Source organism: Azospirillum sp. UFLA03-27, assembly GCF_059803775.1.
Genome location: NZ_JAUQTX010000157.1, coordinates 1 through 16211, shown reverse-complemented (window position 1 = coordinate 16211; position 16211 = coordinate 1). Strand labels below are relative to the sequence as shown.

Below are 16211 nucleotides of genomic sequence, written 5' to 3'. Positions count from 1 at the left end.
GACCGCCACCGTGGGCCCCGCCGCCCCGGACCCCATGCATTTGTGGAACCGGCTGAAGCGGACCGACCCGAAGGCGACCAAGCCATTCACCCGCTCCGGCGGCTTCCGCGGCACACAGATCGACCCGACCTGGCGCCTGATGATGATGACCGAGGTGTTTGGCCCGGTCGGCAAAGGCTGGGGCTATGAGCAGATGGATTGGACCATCGCCGAGCGCATGATCTTCATCTGCGCCCGCGTCTGGTACCTCGACCCGGAGACGGGGGAGAAATGCTGGACCGGGCCGCAGTGGGGCGGCACGGAGATGGTCCGCCGCCGCAACGGCATTGAGGCGCCCGACGACGAGTGCTTCAAGATGTCGATGACCGACGCGGTGGGCAAATGCCTGGTCCAGCTCGGCCTCGCCGCCGACGTCCATATGGGCCAGTTCGACGACAGCAAGTACCGGGAGGAGGCCGAGGCATTCTACGCCGCCAAGTCCAACCCGGACCTGCAGCCGGCCGCCATCGCCGCCTTCGAGGAGGAGATCCGCAAGCGGCTCGGCGCCTGTCTGGACCTGGACGACCTGGAGGAGCTGTGGCGCACAGGCGCCGGCACCCGCCTGCGCGAGATTGGCACGGTGGACCGCACGGCCCAGCACCGCATCACCAGCCTGTTCGCCCAGAAGAAGGCGGAAATCCTGAAGCAAGACGACGACGAGGGCGGCGATCTGGAGGCCGCCTGAGCCACGCCACTCCTGCGGCGTGGAAGGGAGAAGCCCTGTATGACACCCGCAAGCAGCACCACTGAACGTTCCCCAAGCGGTTTGTTCCGCATGAGCGCCTGGGAAGGCGAGATGGAGCGCAGCTACCCCCAGCTTCCGCGCTGGTACTGGAACGAGGCGGAACGCCGCAAGCAGTATGCCCGCTGGGTCGAGGCGGAGGCGGAATCGCTGGCTCTGCGGCTGGCCGGGCTGCTCCGCCCCGACACCCCGGCGGACTCCGCCGGCCCGGCCCGCCTGCTGGTCGAATCGCTGGCCCGCGACGCCGAATGGGCGCGCAGCCTGGAAGACCGGCTGCTCCGCAACGCCGCGTGATCGAAAGGCCGCCTGATGTTTAAGAAGGATGCACGCGCCATGACCATCGAAGAGGTCCAGTCCCGGCTGCGCGCGGCCCACGCCCGCATCGGGCATGAAGGACGCTTCGCCCTGACCCTGACCCTGAACGGGACCGAGGACGGCTACATCACCCACTGGTTCCGCCCCGACCCGCACGCCTTCGAGGATTGCCGGGCGGTCGGTTCCGGTTCGATCGCCGAGTGCCTCGCCGCGCTCGACCGCTATGTGGAGACCTACCGGCGCCAGCCGACGACCGAGGAGGTCGGGCGGACGATCGGCCTCCCCGACATGCCCCCGCGCGCCCACCACGGTACGAGCTTTCTGATGGCCGCGGAGTGAGCGGGCAGGGCGCCTGCGATCATTTTGTCGGCTGATGAGCCCGGTCGCCATCCATAAACTGCGGCTTTTCCGAACAGCGGAGCCGCAGCCATGGATGGGTCCGTTCTTGCCCTTTTGAGCGTTCTCGGCGCCTTGGGCATCGGCGCCATCAGCCCTGGCCCCAGCTTCGTCCTGGTGGCACGCACCTCCATCGCCGTGTCGCGTGGCGCCGGTGTTGCCGCCGCCGTCGGCATGGGGGCCGGCGGCGTGGTCTTCGCCACCTTGGCCCTCCTCGGTCTGCACGCCCTGCTGATCCAGGTCGGGTGGCTCTATCTGATCCTGAAAGTCGCAGGCGGCCTTTACCTCGTTCATCTGGCGGTGCGGATCTGGCGAGGGGCGGCGGAGCCTGTCCGCGTTCCGGATGGGGCCGCCAGTTCCCACAGCACCTTGCACTCCTTCGGAATCGGGCTGGCGACGCAGATCAGCAACCCGAAGACCGCCATCGTCTACGCCAGCATCTTCGCGGCCCTTCTGCCGGCTTCGCCGCCGGCCTGGGTTCTGCTGGCCCTGCCGCCCGCGGTGTTTTTGGTCGAGACGGGCTGGTACGCCATCGTCGCCGTGGCTTTCTCCTCCGGCCGCCCCCGCGCCGCCTATCTGCGGTCCAAGGCATGGATCGACCGGCTGGCGGCCTCTGTTATCGGTGCACTGGGCATTCGGTTGGTGATGGAGGCGGCGAAGCCGTCCTGACGCTCGCCGTTGCTCAGGCGGTGCCCAGTTCCAGCCGGTTCTTGCCCAGGCGCTTGGCACGGTACATGGCCTGATCGGCGCAGCGCAGGAGAACACCGGCGTCGGCGCCGTCCGACGGATAGAAGGCCATGCCCACGCTGGCCGACACCGACAGGTCAAGGCCGGGCAGGGGCCGGTCGATGGAGTCGATGACTTTTTCCGCCACGGCCCGGGCGTTCTCGACGGAGATGTCCCCTTCCAGCAGCACGGCGAATTCGTCGCCGCCGATGCGGGCGGTGGTGTCGCTGTTGCGCAGTGCGCCGGACAGGCGCTGGGCGGTGGTTACCAACACCTCGTCGCCCTTCTGGTGACCGTGGGTGTCGTTGACCTCCTTGAACCCGTCAAGGTCGAGGAAGAGCAGGGCGAAGCTCTTGTCCTCGCGCTTGGCACGGGCGATGGCGTGCTCCAGCCGGTCCTCGAAGCGGATGCGGTTGCACAAGCCCGTCAGCGCGTCGTGCCCGGCCAGATAGCGCAGCCGCTCCTCCAGATGGTGCTGGGCGGTGGTGTTGCGGGCAATCCCTTCCACCCCGATGGGACGCCCGGCCGGATCGCGGCGGATGTAGGCGTTGGCGGAAATCCAGAAGGTGGTGCCGTCCTGCCGCCGCATCGGCATGCGGTGGTCGCGGACCTCGCCGCCCGCCCCCTCCAACGCCGCCAGGAACTTGGCGCGCCCGTCCTCTTCCACGTAATGGTCGGCGATGCGGGTGCCGATCACCGTCTCCGGAGTCAGGCCGAACTCCCGCGCGAACTGGGGGGAGGCCATGCTGACCCGACCGTCGAGATCCGTGCGGAAAAAGGCGTCCGGCAGCTTTTCGATGACCGAGCGGAGATCGGCCTCCGACTGGGCCAGCCGCTCCAGCGTGGAGCGTAAGGCGTCCTCCGACCGGGTGCGGCGCTGGAACTCCTGGCGCAGGAAACCCCACAGCGCCAGGGCGGTGAACAGGACGAAGGCGGTGCCCTTGACGTTCTGGATCAGCACCACCTCGCCCAGACCGGCAGCGTCCAAAAGGCGGTCGGACCCCACCACCCAGGCGGTGGCGAGGACCGCGTACAGTCCGACGATTCGGGTTGCCGAAGAGAACATGGGCGCCTTTGCGGTTGGCGTCGGTGCACACTAGCCTTTGGTGCACGAACCGTCCATGGGGAGAGTACCGGACTGTGTCCGGCACCCGCCCACACGCTTGCTGAGCCTTACCGCTTCTTTCCGGCCTGTGCCCGCGCGAAGGCTTCGGCGAAGGCATTGTTGATGGGCTCGGGCGCTTTCGCCGGTTTGGGGGCCGGCTTCGGAGCGGAGCCGCCCTTGCCGGGCGGCGGGCCGCGGCGGTCGTCCCGGCGCTTGTCGTCGCCCCGCGGACGGTCTTCCCGGCCCTGGCCCCGCTCCGGGCGCGGGGCAGCGTCGGTCAGGCGCATGGTCAGGCCGATGCGCTTGCGCGGGATGTCGACCTCCATCACCTTGACCTTCACGATGTCGCCGGCCTTCACGACGGTGTGCGGGTCCTTCACGAAGCTGGTGGACAGCTGCGAGATGTGGACCAGCCCGTCCTGGTGCACGCCGATGTCTACGAAGGCGCCGAAGGCGGTGACGTTGGTCACCACACCTTCCAGAACCATGCCGGTCTGAAGGTCCTTCAGCTCCTCGACGCCCTCCTGGAAGGTGGCGGTCTTGAATTCCGGGCGCGGGTCGCGGCCCGGCTTCTCAAGTTCCTTCAGGATGTCCTCAATGGTCGGCACGCCGAACCGCTCGTCGGTGAAATCCTCGGCGTTCAGCCCGCGCAGGAAGCGGGCGTCGCCGATGACGCTGCCGAGATCCTTGCCGGTCTTCTTCAGAATGCGCTCGACCAGCGGGTAGGCTTCGGGGTGGACGGCGGAGGTGTCCAGCGGGTTGTCACCCTCGCGGATGCGCAGGAAGCCGGCGGCCTGCTCGAAGGTCTTCGGGCCGAGGCGCGCCACGTCGAGCAGTTGCTTGCGCGAGCGGAAGGCGCCGTTGCGGTCGCGGTGCTCCACGATATTGCGGGCGATGGTCTCGTTCAGGCCGGACACGCGGGTCAGCAGCGGAACGGACGCCGTGTTCAGGTCGACGCCGACCGCGTTCACGCAATCCTCCACCACCGCGTCGAGCGAGCGGGCGAGCTTGCCGCCGGACACGTCGTGCTGGTACTGGCCGACGCCGATGGACTTCGGCTCGATCTTTACCAGCTCGGCCAGCGGGTCCTGAAGGCGGCGGGCGATGGAGACGGCGCCGCGCAGGCTGACGTCCAGCTTCGGAAACTCCGCCGCCGCGGTCTCGGAGGCGGAATAGACCGACGCGCCGGCCTCGCTGACCACCAGCTTGGTCAGCTTCAGCTCCGGGTGGCGCTTGAACAGGTCGGCGACCAGCTTGTCGGTCTCGCGGCTCGCCGTGCCGTTGCCGATGGAGATCAGCTCGGCCTTGTGGCGCACCGCCAGGGCGGCGATGGCGGCGATGGCGCCGTCCCAGTCGTTCCTCGGCTGGTGCGGGTAGACGGTGGCGGTGTCGACCAGCTTGCCCGTGGCGTCGACCACGGCGACCTTCACGCCGGTGCGGATGCCGGGGTCAAGGCCGATGGTCGTGCGCGGGCCGGCCGGGGCGGCCAGCAGCAGGTCGTGCAGGTTGCGGGCAAAGACGCGGATCGCCTCGTCCTCGGCGCGCTCGCGCAGGTCGCCCATCAGGTCGGTCTCGACATGCGGGCCGATTTTCAGCTTCCAGGTCCAGCGCACCACGTCGGACAGCCACTTGTCGGCCGGCCGGCCCTGGTCGCGGATGCCGGTGTGGGCGGCGATGGTGCGCTCCGCCGGGTGGGGCTGTCCCTCTTCGACCGGCAGGTCCAGACGGATGTCCAGCACGCCCTGGGTCCGGCCGCGGAACAGCGCCAGCGCGCGGTGCGAAGGCACCCTCGCCCATGGCTCGTCGAACTCGAAGTAATCGGAGAACTTGGCGCCTTCGGCCCGCTTCTCCTCGATCACCTTGGAGGTCACCACGCCCTTGTCGGCCATGGTAGCGCGCAACCGGCCGACCAGTTCGGCGTCCTCGCCGAAACGCTCAACCAGGATATGGCGGGCGCCGTCCAGCGCCGCCTTGACGTCGGCCACCCCCTTTTCGGCGCTGACGAAGCTGGCGGCCTCGGCGTCCGGCTGGAGTGACGGATCGGCGAGCAAACGGTCGGCCAGCGGCTCCAGCCCCGCCTCGCGGGCGATCTGCGCCTTGGTGCGGCGCTTTGGCTTGTAGGGCAGGTAGAGGTCTTCCAGGCGCGTCTTGGTGTCGGCCTGACGGATCTGCAGCTCCAGCTCCGGCGTCAGCTTGTCCTGCTCGCGGACGGAGGACAGGATCGCCGCGCGCCGATCTTCAAGCTCGCGCAGGTAGGACAGCCGTTCCTCCAGCGTGCGCAACTGCGTGTCGTCGAGCCCGCCCGTGGCTTCCTTGCGGTAACGGGCGATGAAGGGAACGGTCGATCCTTCGTCGAGCAGCTTGACGGCCGAGGCGACCTGGGATTCACGGACCGAAAGCTCGTCGGCGATGCGTTGGCTGATGGACGTGGACGGCATGGAGGACCGGTGACTGGTGAAAGGGAAGGGTGCCTCCTATAGCGCGAAGGGGGCCTTCCCGGCCAGTACCGATCTGGGAGAGGCCCGGGAGACCGGTCCGGAGTGGACGCGCGAATCCGGAGTCCGATTCTTGCGAAAAAGTATAGTTAAAGAAAAACCTCGCACGATTCACGCGTCGTTAACCTTAACGGGCGCATATCTTCCCCTGCAACTTGGTTGCGTTTCCTCCCGAACAGACTCCGGCGGCTCCCGAATTGGGGAGCCGCCTTTTTTCTGTGCGCGTGGCGCCCAAAGCACGCGCATCCGCGAGATGAATGCGACAGAGTTTTTCCCCTTGCGTTCATCGGGAGAAACATCCTTACTGATTGTGGGTCTAATCCAAACGGATTCGCTGCCTTGGGACTGGTCGTTTCGGCAATCGCCTTCCTGTTCGCGGTGGCTGTCGTCGGCGCCGCGGCGAAGCGGCTGCCGCAGGCGTCCGCGGTGGTCTATGGCGGAACGGCGGCGGCCTGCGCGCTGATCGCGCTGTGGGCGGCGCTCCGGCTGGCCGGGGGCGGGCCGGACGCGGCGCTGGTGCTGCCGGTCGGGCTGCCCTGGATCCAGGCCCATCTGCGCACCGACGCGCTGTCCGCGGTCTTCCTGATCGTCGTCAATCTGGGCGGCATCACCGCCAGCCTGTTCGGCTGGGGGTACGAGCGGGCGCACCACGCCTCCCACGGCTCTTCCCAGGGCGGCTCTCAGGATGGCCCGGTCTTGCCGCTCTACCCGCTGTTCCTGGCGGGCATGAACATGGTGCTGATCGCCGCCGACGCCTTCACCTTCCTGCTGTCCTGGGAGTTCATGTCGCTGGCCTCCTGGCTGCTCGTGCTGTCCACCCATCGGGAGCCGGACACGCCCAAGGCCGCGCGCCTCTACATCGTCATGGCGAGCTTCGGGACGACCTGCCTGCTGCTGGCCTTCGGGGTCCTGGCGACGGCGCACGGCGACTACAGCTTCGCCGCCATGCGCGCCCACGCGCCGGCGGCGGGGGCTGCGGCGCTGGTCGTGGTGCTGATCCTGCTGGGGGCAGGGTCGAAGGCCGGGCTGGTGCCGCTGCATGTCTGGCTGCCGCTGGCCCATCCGGCGGCACCCAGCCACGTTTCGGCCCTGATGTCCGGCGTGATGACCAAGGTTGCCGTCTACGCGATGATCCGCGTGCTGTTCGACCTGCTGGGCGAGCCGGAGTGGTGGTGGGGCGGCGTGACCATGGGATTCGGCGCGCTGACCGCCGTAATGGGTGTGCTCTACGCGCTGATGCAGGACGACGTGAAGCGGTTGCTCGCTTATTCGACGGTGGAGAACATCGGGGCCATCGTCATCGCGCTGGGGCTGGCGCTGGTCTTCAAGGCCGCCCACACGCCGGTGATCGCGGCGCTGGCCCTGGCGGCAGCGCTGCTCCATGTCGTCAACCATTCCCTGTTCAAGAGCCTGCTGTTCTTCGCGGCGGGCGCCATGCTGACCGCCACGGGGTCGCGCGACCTCAACCGGCTGGGCGGGCTGATCCATCGGATGCCGACCACCGCCGTCCTCGCCCTGATCGGCGCCGCGGCGATCTCGGCGCTGCCGCCGCTGAACGGCTTCGTCGGGGAATGGCTGCTGTTCCAGGCCATCCTGAACGCCCCGGCTTTGTCGGAATGGTCGCTGAAGATCGAGATCGCCGTGGTCGGCGCCGCCCTGGCGCTTGCCACCGCGCTCGCCGGCGCCTGCTTCGTGCGGCTCTACGGCATCGCCTTCCTGGGACGGCCGCGGTCGCGCGCCGCGGGCGAGGCGGTGGAGGTCGGGCGGGCGATGCGGCTGGGCATGGCGGTGCCGGCGGTGTTGTGCGTGGTTCTCGGCGTCCTGCCGACCCCGCTGCTCCGCCTGTTCGAGCCGGCGCTGCGCCTGCTGGTGGAGGCCGGGCCGTTCGACGGGCGCGCCTACCAGCCCTGGTTCTGGCTGGCCCCGACCTCGGCCATCGGCAACTCGTACAACGGCCTGATCATGCTGGTGGTGATCGCGCTGCTGTCGGTCGTGCTGGTGCTGGGCATCCACCGCAAGGCGAGCGACCGGGTGCGCTGGTCGATTCCCTGGGGCTGCGGCTTCGACGGGCCGGACCCGGCGGCGGTCACCCAATACACGGCCTCCAGCTTCGGCCAGCCGATCCGCCGCGCCTTCGGCAGCACGGTGTTCCGCGCCCGCGATCATGTGGACATGCCGGCACCGGGCGACACGCGCCCCGCCCGCCTGTCGGTGACCTGGACCGATCCGGCCTGGGTCGTGGTGGTCGAGCCGCTGTCCCGCACGGTGGGCTGGCTGGCCGAGAAGGCCAACCGGTTGCAGTTCCTGACCATCCGCCGCTACCTGACCCTGATGTTCCTGGCGCTGGTCGTGCTGCTGGTGATGGTGGCGGTGACGCAACGATGACGCTGCTGCTTGCCACCCTCTATCAGATCCTGCAGATGCTGCTGGTGCTGGCCCTGGCGCCGCTGCTGACCGGCTGGGTGCGGCTGGTGAAGGCGCGGCTGGTCGGGCGACGGGGGCCGTCCGTGCTCCAGCCCTACCGCGACCTGCTGCGGCTTCTGCGCAAGGAGGTGGTGCTGGCTCGCAACGCGTCCTGGCTGTTCCGCTCCGTGCCCTACATGATGTTCACGGCGATCTGGCTGGCGGCGGGGCTGGTGCCGGTCTTCACCACGCAACTGGCGCTCGCCCCGACCGCGGACCTGATTGCGCTGATCGCCTTGCTCGGCTCCGCCCGCTTCTTCCTGGCGCTCGCCGGGATGGACACGGGGACGAGCTTCGGCGGCATCGGCTCGTCGCGCGAGATGATGATCGCGGCGCTTGCGGAGCCGGCGATGCTGATGATCGTCTTCTCGGTGGCGATCCTGGTCCGCAGCACCTCGCTCGCCGAGATCGCCGATTTCATGTTGTCCGGCGCGGTCGGGCTGCGAATCTCGCTGGCGCTTGCGCTGATCGCGCTGGTCATGGTGGCGATCGCCGAGAACGCGCGCATCCCCATCGACAACCCGGCCACGCATCTGGAACTGACCATGGTGCACGAAGCCATGGTGCTGGAATATTCCGGCCGCCATCTCGCCTTGGTCGAGGCGGCGAGCATGCTCAAGCTGCTGCTCTACATGGCGCTGATTGCCTGCGTCTTCGCGCCCTGGGGCATGGCGACCGCCGGGTCCGGCATGGCCGCGGCACTGGGGGGGATGCTGGTCTTCGTGGCGAAGTTGGCTGTCGGTGGAACGCTGCTGGCGCTGTTCGAGACCTCCATCGCCAAGATGCGCGTCTTCCGGGTCGGCGAATTCCTCGGCGGCGCTCTGCTGCTGAGCCTGCTCGGCGCGATCTTCCTCTACGTGTCGCGGGGGGTGTGAGGTGAGCGACCTGGCTTATGACGCCGCGCACATGCTGGGGGCTGTCGTCCTGCTGATGAGCTTCGCTCTGCTCTATCAGCGGCGGCTGTTCTCCCTGCTCAACGTCTTCACCATGCAGGCGCTCGCCCTGACCGCGACGGCGGCGTGGCAGGCCTATTCCCACGGGGAGCCGCACCTCTACATCACCGCCCTGCTGACGCTGGTCCTCAAGGCCATCCTGATCCCGGTGGCGCTGCACCGCATCGTCGTGAAGATGAAGATCCACCGCACCATCGAGCCGGCGCTGGGGATCGGGCTGACCATGGTGGCGGGCGTGTCCCTGGTCACGCTGTCGATCCTGCTGGTTCTGCCGGTGACCGCCGACGCCACCGCCCTGACCCGCGAGAATCTGGCGCTGTCGCTGTCGGTCGTCCTGCTCGGCCTGCTGATGATGATCTCCCGGCGCAACGCGGTCAGCCAAGTGGTCGGCTTCATGTCGATCGAGAACGGGCTGATCCTGGCGGCGGTCGGGGTCGCCGGCATGCCGCTGGTGGTCGAGATGTCGGTGGCCTTCTCCGTTATGGTGGCCTTCATCATCTTCGGCATCTTCCTGTTCCACATCCGCGAGCGCTTCGACACGCTCGACATGCAGAAGATCGAGAGCTTCCGGGGGGAAAGCGATTGAGCGCCGTCGCCGTCATCGTCGCCACCCCGCTGATCGGCGCCGCCGTCCTCGCCCTGGTTCCTGGCCACCGGCTGGGCGCACGGCTGAACATCGGCTTCTCCGCCGTCACGCTGCTGGCGTCTCTGGTCCTGTTCGGGCTGGAGCCGTCGAGCGGGGCGCTGTTCGTGGTCGACGCCTTCAACATCTACCTGATCGCTCTGACCGCCTTCGTCGGCCTGACCACCAGCGTCTTTTCCGCCGGCTACATCGCCCACGAGATCGCGGTGGGAAAGCTGGACGAGCGCAAGCTGCGCTTCTACCACGCCATGTATCAAGCCTTCATGTTCACCATGCTGCTGGCACTGTCGGCCAACAACCTGGGCGTCATGTGGGTGGCGGTGGAGGGGGCGACGCTGACCACTGTCCTGATGGTCAGCCTGTACCGCACCGCCGCCAGCATCGAGGCGGCGTGGAAGTACTTCATCCTGTGCGGCGTCGGCATCGCGCTCGCCCTGTTCGGCACCATCCTGATGTACATGGCCGCCCAGCCGGTGATGGGGCCGGGCATGGCGGCGATGACCTGGACAGAACTGATGGGTCACGTCGCCAAGATCAGCCCGGCGATCCTCAATCTCGCCTTCGTCTTCCTTCTGATCGGCTACGGCACCAAGGTCGGGCTGGCGCCGCTGCACGCCTGGCTGCCCGACGCCCACGCGGAGGGGCCGACGCCGATCTCCGCCGTGCTGTCGGGGCTGCTGCTCAACGTGGCGCTCTACGCCGTGCTGCGCTTCAAGATGCTGCTGGCGGCGAACGGGCAGGCCATCGCGCCGGGGCCGCTGATGATCGCCATGGGGCTGGCATCGCTGCTGCTGGCCGGGCTGATGCTCTACCGGCGGCGCGACGTGAAGCGCTTTTTCGCCTACAGCTCCATCGAGCATATGGGCATCATCACCTTCGCCTTCGGCATGGGCGGGCCGCTCGCCAACTTCGCGGGGCTGCTGCACATGGCGATGCACAGCCTGACCAAATCGGCCATCTTCTACGCGGTCGGCCACGCCGTTCAGGTGACGGGCACGCAGCGGATCGAGCGGATTTCCGGCCTGACGGTCAGCCATCCGGCGCTCGGCTGGGGCCTGCTGGCCGGGGTGGTGGCCATCGCCGGCCTGCCGCCCTTCGGCGTCTTCATGAGCGAATTCCTGCTGGTCACCAGCACCTTCGCGCGGGAACCGCTGCTGGCCCTGCCGCTGGTTCTGGGCATCCTGGTCGCCTTCGGGGCGCTGGTGCTGCGGGTCCAGCAACTGTGCTTCGGCGCGCCCGGTACGGTGGAGGGCAGCGGCGTTCCGGTGGCGACGGTGCCGCTGAAGGGAACGCTGGTTCCGCTCTACGCGCATCTGGCGCTGGTTCTGGTGGCGGGTGTCTGGTTGCCGGGGCCGCTGGTCGCATGGTTCCAGACCGTCGCGGCTCTGCTGGGGTAGGGGAGGCGGCATGTACGGGGAAGAACCGCTGTTCGGCCTGTTGAACCGCATCGGCACGCCGGTCGAGGGACACCGGCCCTGGCCGCGCTATCGGCTGGGTCGCGACGGCTGGCTGCGCCTGATCGAGGAACTGGCGGGCAACGGCTGGAGCCTGCTCGGCCTGTGGGGGGAGTCCAAGGCGGTCCACGCCGCCTTCCGCGAGGATTTCTCCGGCGACGTCGCGGTGGTCAGCCTCGACTGCCCGCAAGGCCGTTTCCCGAGCCTGAGCGCCGTGCGCCCCGCCGCCAACCGGCTGGAGCGCGCCGCCCACGACCTCTACGGCCTGGTGGCGGAGCGCACGACCGACCCGCGCCCCTGGCTGGACCACGATGCCTGGGGGGTGCGACGGCCCCTGTCGGAGCAGCCGGCGGCCCCGGTTCCCAATCCCGGCCCCTACACCTTCCTGCCGGTGGAGGGCGACGGGCTGCACCAGATTCCGGTCGGTCCCGTCCACGCCGGCATCATCGAGCCCGGCCATTTCCGCTTCACCGCCAACGGCGAGACCGTCGTCCGGCTGGAGGAGCGGCTCGGTTACGTCCACCGTGGCGTGGAAGGGCTGATGCAGGGCAGGCCGGTGGCGGAGGCGGCGAGGCTGGCCGCCCGCATCTCCGGCGACGCGACGGTGGCGCACAGCCTCGCCTTCGCCCGCGCGGTGGAGGCGGCGCTCGGCGTCGAGGTGCCGGCGCGGGCGGTGTGGCTGCGCGCCCTGATGGCCGAATTGGAGCGGATCGCCAACCATTTGGGCGACATCGGGGCCATCTGCAACGACGCCGCCTTCGCCTTCATGCTGGCCCAGACCAGCCAGTTGCGGGAGCGGGTGCTGCGCACGGCGGACGCCTGCTTCGGGCACCGGCTGATGATGGACCGGGTGATCCCCGGCGGCGTCGCCACCGACCTGCCGGAGCGTGGCGCCGGCCTGCTGCTGGAATTGGTGGCGGAGCTGCGCAAACGCTTTCCGCCGCTGGTCGCCGTCTATGACGGCAAGGCGTCCTTGCAGGACCGCACGGTCACCACCGGGTTCGTGTCCGCGGAGCTGGTCACCCGCTTCGGCGCCGGCGGTCCTGTCGGGCGGGCCTCCGGCCGCGACCAGGACGCCCGCCGCAGCCCCGGCTACGCCCCCTACGACGAGCTGAAGCTCGAGGTTCCGGTGCTGACCGAGGGCGACGTCAACGCCCGCGTCTGGGTGCGCATCCGCGAGGTGGAGCAGTCCCTGTCGCTGATCGAGCAGATCGTCGCCCGCCTGCCGGCGATCTCGCGCGGCCTCGACCACCCGTCGGTCCCGCTGGAGGCCGGCAGGGGCGGGGAGGGCATGGCTTTGGTCGAATCCTTCCGCGGCGAGATTCTAACCTGGGTGCGGCTGGACGGGGAGGGCACCGTCACCCGCTGCCACCCGCGCGACCCGTCCTGGTTCCAGTGGCCGTTGCTGGAGGCGGCCATCGGCGGCAACATCGTCGCCGACTTTCCGCTGTGCAACAAGTCCTTCAACTGTTCCTACGCGGGACACGACCTGTAAAGGAGGCCGCCGATGCTGAAGCACATCCTGACCTCCCTGACCGGCGGCCCGGTCACCGAGGCCGCTCCGGCACCCGCCGATCCGGCCTTGGCGGAGCTGGCCGGAAAGCTGGACAAGGCCGCCAAGGCCCGGCTGGGCCGCAGCCTGTCGATCCGCGAGGTCGATGCGGGGTCCTGCAACGGCTGCGAGCTGGAAATCCACGCGCTGAACAACCCGATCTACGATCTGGAACGCTTCGGCATCCGCTTCGTCGCCTCGCCGCGGCACGCCGACGTCCTGCTGGTCACCGGTCCGGTCGCCCGCAACATGCGCGAGGCGCTGGTCCGCACCTGGGACGCCACGCCTGGCCCGAAATGGCTGGTGGCCTGCGGCGATTGCGCGGTCAGCGGCGGGCTGTTCGCCGGCGGCTACGCCTGCGTCGGCCCGGTGGAGGAGGTGCTGCCGGTGGACCTGCGCATTCCCGGCTGCCCGCCGCGGCCGACCGATCTGTTGGCCGGTCTGCTGGCCTTGCTGGAGACCAGCGCGGCGAAGTGACGGCGGTTCTCAGGACTCCCCGCGTTCCTCGCGCTTGGCCTGCTGCCAGAAAACCTCCATCTCGTCCAGAGTCGACTCCTTGGGCGTGCGGCCCTGCTCGGACAGCAGCGCCTCGATGCGGTGGAAACGGCGTTCGAACTTGGCGTTGGTGCCGCGCAGCGCCGATTCCGGCTCGACCTTCAGGCGGCGGGCGAGGTTGACCAGCGCGAAGAGCAGATCGCCCAGTTCGTCGGCCACCCGGTCCGGAGCGGAGCCGCTGTCCATCTCATGCCGCAGTTCGCGGATCTCCTCCTCGATCTTGTCGAGGATGTCCCGCGCGTCGGTCCAGTCGAAGCCGACGCGCGCGGCGCGATTCTGCAGCTTCAGGGCGCGGGTGAGGGCGGGCAGGCCGGCGATGACGCCTTCCAGGGCGGACGGGGCGCGGCCTTCGTCGGCGGCTTTGGCGGCGCGTTCAGCGGCCTTGTGATCCTCCCAGCGCGAGGTCTGCATGTCGGCGCCCTTGACCTCTTCGGCGCCGAAGACGTGCGGGTGGCGGCGGATCATCTTGTCGGCGATGACGCCGGCGACCTCGTCGAAGTCGAACAGATTCTCCTCGCGGGCCATCTGGCTGTAATAGACCACCTGGAAGAGCAGGTCGCCCAACTCCTCGCGCAGCGCCGGCATGTCGCCTTTCTCGATGGCGTCGGCCACCTCGTAGGCTTCCTCGATCGTGTGCGGCGCAATGGTGGCGTAGGTCTGCTCCAGATCCCACGGGCATCCGCCGTTGGGGTCGCGCAGGCGGGCCATGACGTCGATCAGGCGGTCGATGTTGCGGGCCATGGGAAGGTCTTCTTCGGCAGCGGGATGGGGGGACGGGACAGCGACCTTATCCGACCCATTGCCGTGAGAAAAGAAGGCAGGCTCCGTCAGCCACTAAAATCACATAAGTGAGATTATGGAAAATATGGTCGGAGAGGTGAGGAGGGGGCGTTTGGCCGCCCTCCATTTTTCGATGCTTCAGCCTCCGCGAAATCCCTTCAGGCTTTCGGCGGGCGGCGGCGGTGGGAAATCCGCGTCACGGGCGGCCTGAATCAGCGATTCCACGAAGGACCGGTAAGGATCGCCGGAGGTCTTGGGAGCCTCCGACGGTTCAATCGCCCCGTCATAGCCGCTGTCGCTTGGAATGAGCGCTCCATACTCAGAGCTTTCCAGCGTCGGCGACAGAAAAATCGAATGGGTTGTCGTGTCCGGCTCTCCGACATGACGTTGGGAGGGCTTCAGCGAGAAATTCCCGTCGGCGTCCGGCATCGACAGGATCATCACGCCATGCTCCACCGCCTCCTTGTCCCGCGCGTTCTGCCGCGCATCGTTGTCGAAGGCGCTTCGTGGATAGACGCTCTCGATGCTCAAGGGATCGTGGATGTTGGCCGTTTGCATGGATCACCCGCCGTTGTTGCGTTGGTCCAACACATGTTGGCGATGGCGGGTTCCGCGAGACTGCGGGCCATTTCACTCCATGGAATGCGCATGCGTGACGGGCCGCGCCTTCCGGCGCTGCGGCGGCGCCACGCTGAGCACCGGCTCGGCGTCAATTGCGCGAACCTCTTCATGCTCCAAAGCGACATCCGCGGTATCGGCGTCTGTGGAACATCGCACCGCACCGGCGTCCAGCGCCGTCCCGCCAGCGCGCTGACAATCGGCGATCCGCTCCGCGCAAGCCGCGGGCGCCAGCAATGACGCCACCAACAGCACGCGCTTCAGGGCAATGGCCTTCATGTTCGGGCGCTCCGCAAGGCTCACGGCAGCCGTTTCCGGCATCCTGGCACTATAAGGCCGCCGTGCCCGCGGAGTTCCCGCCGAATCCGGTCCCCACCGCAGGACGTGTGCGGTAGTCCGGTGCGCCCCCGCCTTAGCCGAACAGATGCCGGTGCATCGCCTCCCAACTCGCACGGTCGGGGGTCAGCATCACCCCACCGTTGAGGACGGTCGGACGATAGGGCGATCCGTCGAACAGCGCGCTGTAGCCGCCGGCCTCCGCGTGGAGCAGAACGCCCGCCGCGTGATCCCACGGCATCAGGCGATGGTACATCGAGAAATGCGCCCGGCCGTCGAGCAAGCGCAGATACTCCTGCGCGGCGCTGGACAGGCAGACGCGGGGACCCAGGGAGCGGCCGCGCTCATCCAACTGGCGTCCGAGATCCTCGGCGCAGAATCGCGTCGACAGGGCTCCGGTCATCTCGGTCAGGGGGACCGCCGGGGCGACCGTGACGCGCTTGCCGTTCAGGTAGGCGCCCTGCCCTTTCACCGCCGTGGCGATGCGCCCGTCGCACGGGTCGTAGATCCAGCCGGCCAGCGTCTCGCCGCGGCAGGCCAAGGCGATGATCACGGCGAAGAGCGGGCGCCCGTTCGCGAAGTTCAGCGTGCCGTCGATCGGGTCGATGATCCAGACCGGCGCGTCGCCATGGATGCGGTCGAGCAGGGACTTGTCCTCGGAGACGGCCTCCTCCCCCACCACCGTGCTGCCGGGAAGCAGGTCCAGCAGGCGCGGCGTCAGGGCGCGTTCGCCCGCCTCGTCGGCCAGGGTCACGAGATCGGCCGGCCCGGTCTTCTCGCGGATGCCGGCGCTCGCCAGATCGCGGAAATAGGGAAGTATCTCGCTCTCCGCGACCTCGCGGATGATCGCGGAGACGCGGTCGACGTCAGGAATCGGAAAATTCGTCACGGTTTCGGTGCCGCTTTGTTGGATCGGGGATCGAGTCTCAGAACCGTTCCGCCATCCTTCGGCGGTTCCGGCAGCATGACTTTGCCGTCCAGGCCACTGTCTTTCAACGCCTGTCTCTTATACACATCTCCGAGCCCACGAGACTATAAC

At 68.4% G+C, this 16211-nt stretch carries 17 protein-coding genes; 10 read left to right on the top strand and 7 right to left on the bottom strand.

Going from position 1 to position 16211, the window contains the following annotated elements:
- From Q4I23_RS21305 to Q4I23_RS21290, 4 genes are all read left to right on the top strand, one after another.
- On the top strand, positions 1-724 hold a 724-nt coding region (locus Q4I23_RS21305), incomplete at its 5' end, for a hypothetical protein (RefSeq protein WP_498527525.1).
- A gap of 90 nt (positions 725-814) precedes the next feature.
- Positions 815-1075 carry a hypothetical protein gene (locus Q4I23_RS21300; protein ID WP_014197074.1) on the top strand — a complete coding sequence of 87 codons (261 nt, stop codon included), beginning with the start codon at positions 815-817 and terminating at the stop codon, positions 1073-1075.
- A gap of 39 nt (positions 1076-1114) precedes the next feature.
- Complete coding sequence (locus Q4I23_RS21295) at positions 1115-1435, top strand: hypothetical protein (protein WP_137105182.1); 321 nt, start codon at positions 1115-1117, stop codon at positions 1433-1435.
- Positions 1436-1525: 90 nt separating this feature from the next.
- Entirely contained in the window at positions 1526-2161 is a 636-nt protein-coding gene (locus Q4I23_RS21290) for a LysE family translocator (RefSeq protein WP_498527524.1), read from the top strand.
- Positions 2162-2174: 13 nt separating this feature from the next.
- On the opposite strand, the gene Q4I23_RS21285 is transcribed toward Q4I23_RS21290, so the two are convergent.
- A complete protein-coding gene (locus tag Q4I23_RS21285; protein WP_498527523.1) occupies positions 2175-3284 on the bottom strand; it encodes a diguanylate cyclase domain-containing protein in 1110 nt (369 codons plus the stop codon).
- A 107-nt stretch (positions 3285-3391) separates the two neighbouring features.
- Entirely contained in the window at positions 3392-5761 is a 2370-nt protein-coding gene (locus Q4I23_RS21280; RefSeq protein ID WP_454016688.1) for a Tex family protein, read from the bottom strand.
- A 396-nt stretch (positions 5762-6157) separates the two neighbouring features.
- On the opposite strand from Q4I23_RS21280, the gene hyfB reads away from it, so the two are divergent.
- Genes hyfB through Q4I23_RS21250 form a run of 6 tightly spaced genes read left to right on the top strand, consistent with a single transcriptional unit; the run spans position 6158 to position 13360 of the window.
- Positions 6158-8203: a hydrogenase 4 subunit B gene (hyfB, locus tag Q4I23_RS21275; RefSeq protein ID WP_498527522.1), complete on the top strand. Its 2046-nt coding sequence runs from the start codon at positions 6158-6160 to the stop codon at positions 8201-8203.
- On the top strand, positions 8200-9156 hold the full coding sequence (locus Q4I23_RS21270; protein ID WP_454016690.1) for a respiratory chain complex I subunit 1 family protein: 957 nt from the start codon (positions 8200-8202) through the stop codon (positions 9154-9156). The genes hyfB and Q4I23_RS21270 overlap by 4 nt, the downstream gene beginning before the upstream one ends.
- A 1-nt stretch (position 9157) precedes the next feature.
- Complete coding sequence (locus tag Q4I23_RS21265; RefSeq protein WP_454016691.1) at positions 9158-9820, top strand: hydrogenase-4 component E; 663 nt, start codon at positions 9158-9160, stop codon at positions 9818-9820.
- Positions 9817-11274 carry a hydrogenase 4 subunit F gene (locus Q4I23_RS21260; protein WP_498527521.1) on the top strand — a complete coding sequence of 486 codons (1458 nt, stop codon included), beginning with the start codon at positions 9817-9819 and terminating at the stop codon, positions 11272-11274. The genes Q4I23_RS21265 and Q4I23_RS21260 overlap by 4 nt, the downstream gene beginning before the upstream one ends.
- A gap of 10 nt (positions 11275-11284) precedes the next feature.
- Positions 11285-12826, top strand: a complete 1542-nt coding sequence (locus tag Q4I23_RS21255; RefSeq protein WP_498527520.1) for a hydrogenase large subunit — start codon at positions 11285-11287, stop codon at positions 12824-12826.
- Between the two features lie 12 nt (positions 12827-12838).
- Complete coding sequence (locus tag Q4I23_RS21250) at positions 12839-13360, top strand: NADH-quinone oxidoreductase subunit B family protein (RefSeq protein WP_109069462.1); 522 nt, start codon at positions 12839-12841, stop codon at positions 13358-13360.
- A gap of 9 nt (positions 13361-13369) precedes the next feature.
- On the opposite strand, the gene mazG is transcribed toward Q4I23_RS21250, so the two are convergent.
- The 5 genes from mazG to Q4I23_RS21225 form a co-directional block, all read right to left on the bottom strand.
- Positions 13370-14179 (bottom strand): nucleoside triphosphate pyrophosphohydrolase, encoded by an 810-nt coding sequence (gene mazG, locus Q4I23_RS21245; protein ID WP_498527519.1) that lies wholly within the window; start codon positions 14177-14179, stop codon positions 13370-13372.
- 177 nt (positions 14180-14356) lie between these two features.
- Positions 14357-14776 (bottom strand): hypothetical protein, encoded by a 420-nt coding sequence (locus Q4I23_RS21240; protein WP_454016696.1) that lies wholly within the window; start codon positions 14774-14776, stop codon positions 14357-14359.
- A 72-nt stretch (positions 14777-14848) separates the two neighbouring features.
- On the bottom strand, positions 14849-15115 hold the full coding sequence (locus Q4I23_RS21235; protein ID WP_498527518.1) for a hypothetical protein: 267 nt from the start codon (positions 15113-15115) through the stop codon (positions 14849-14851).
- A 133-nt stretch (positions 15116-15248) separates the two neighbouring features.
- Positions 15249-16061, bottom strand: a complete 813-nt coding sequence (locus Q4I23_RS21230; protein ID WP_498527517.1) for an inositol monophosphatase family protein — start codon at positions 16059-16061, stop codon at positions 15249-15251.
- Positions 16058-16186 (bottom strand): hypothetical protein, encoded by a 129-nt coding sequence (locus tag Q4I23_RS21225; RefSeq protein WP_498527516.1) that lies wholly within the window; start codon positions 16184-16186, stop codon positions 16058-16060. The genes Q4I23_RS21230 and Q4I23_RS21225 overlap by 4 nt, the downstream gene beginning before the upstream one ends.
- Between the last annotated feature and the right edge of the window lie 25 nt (positions 16187-16211).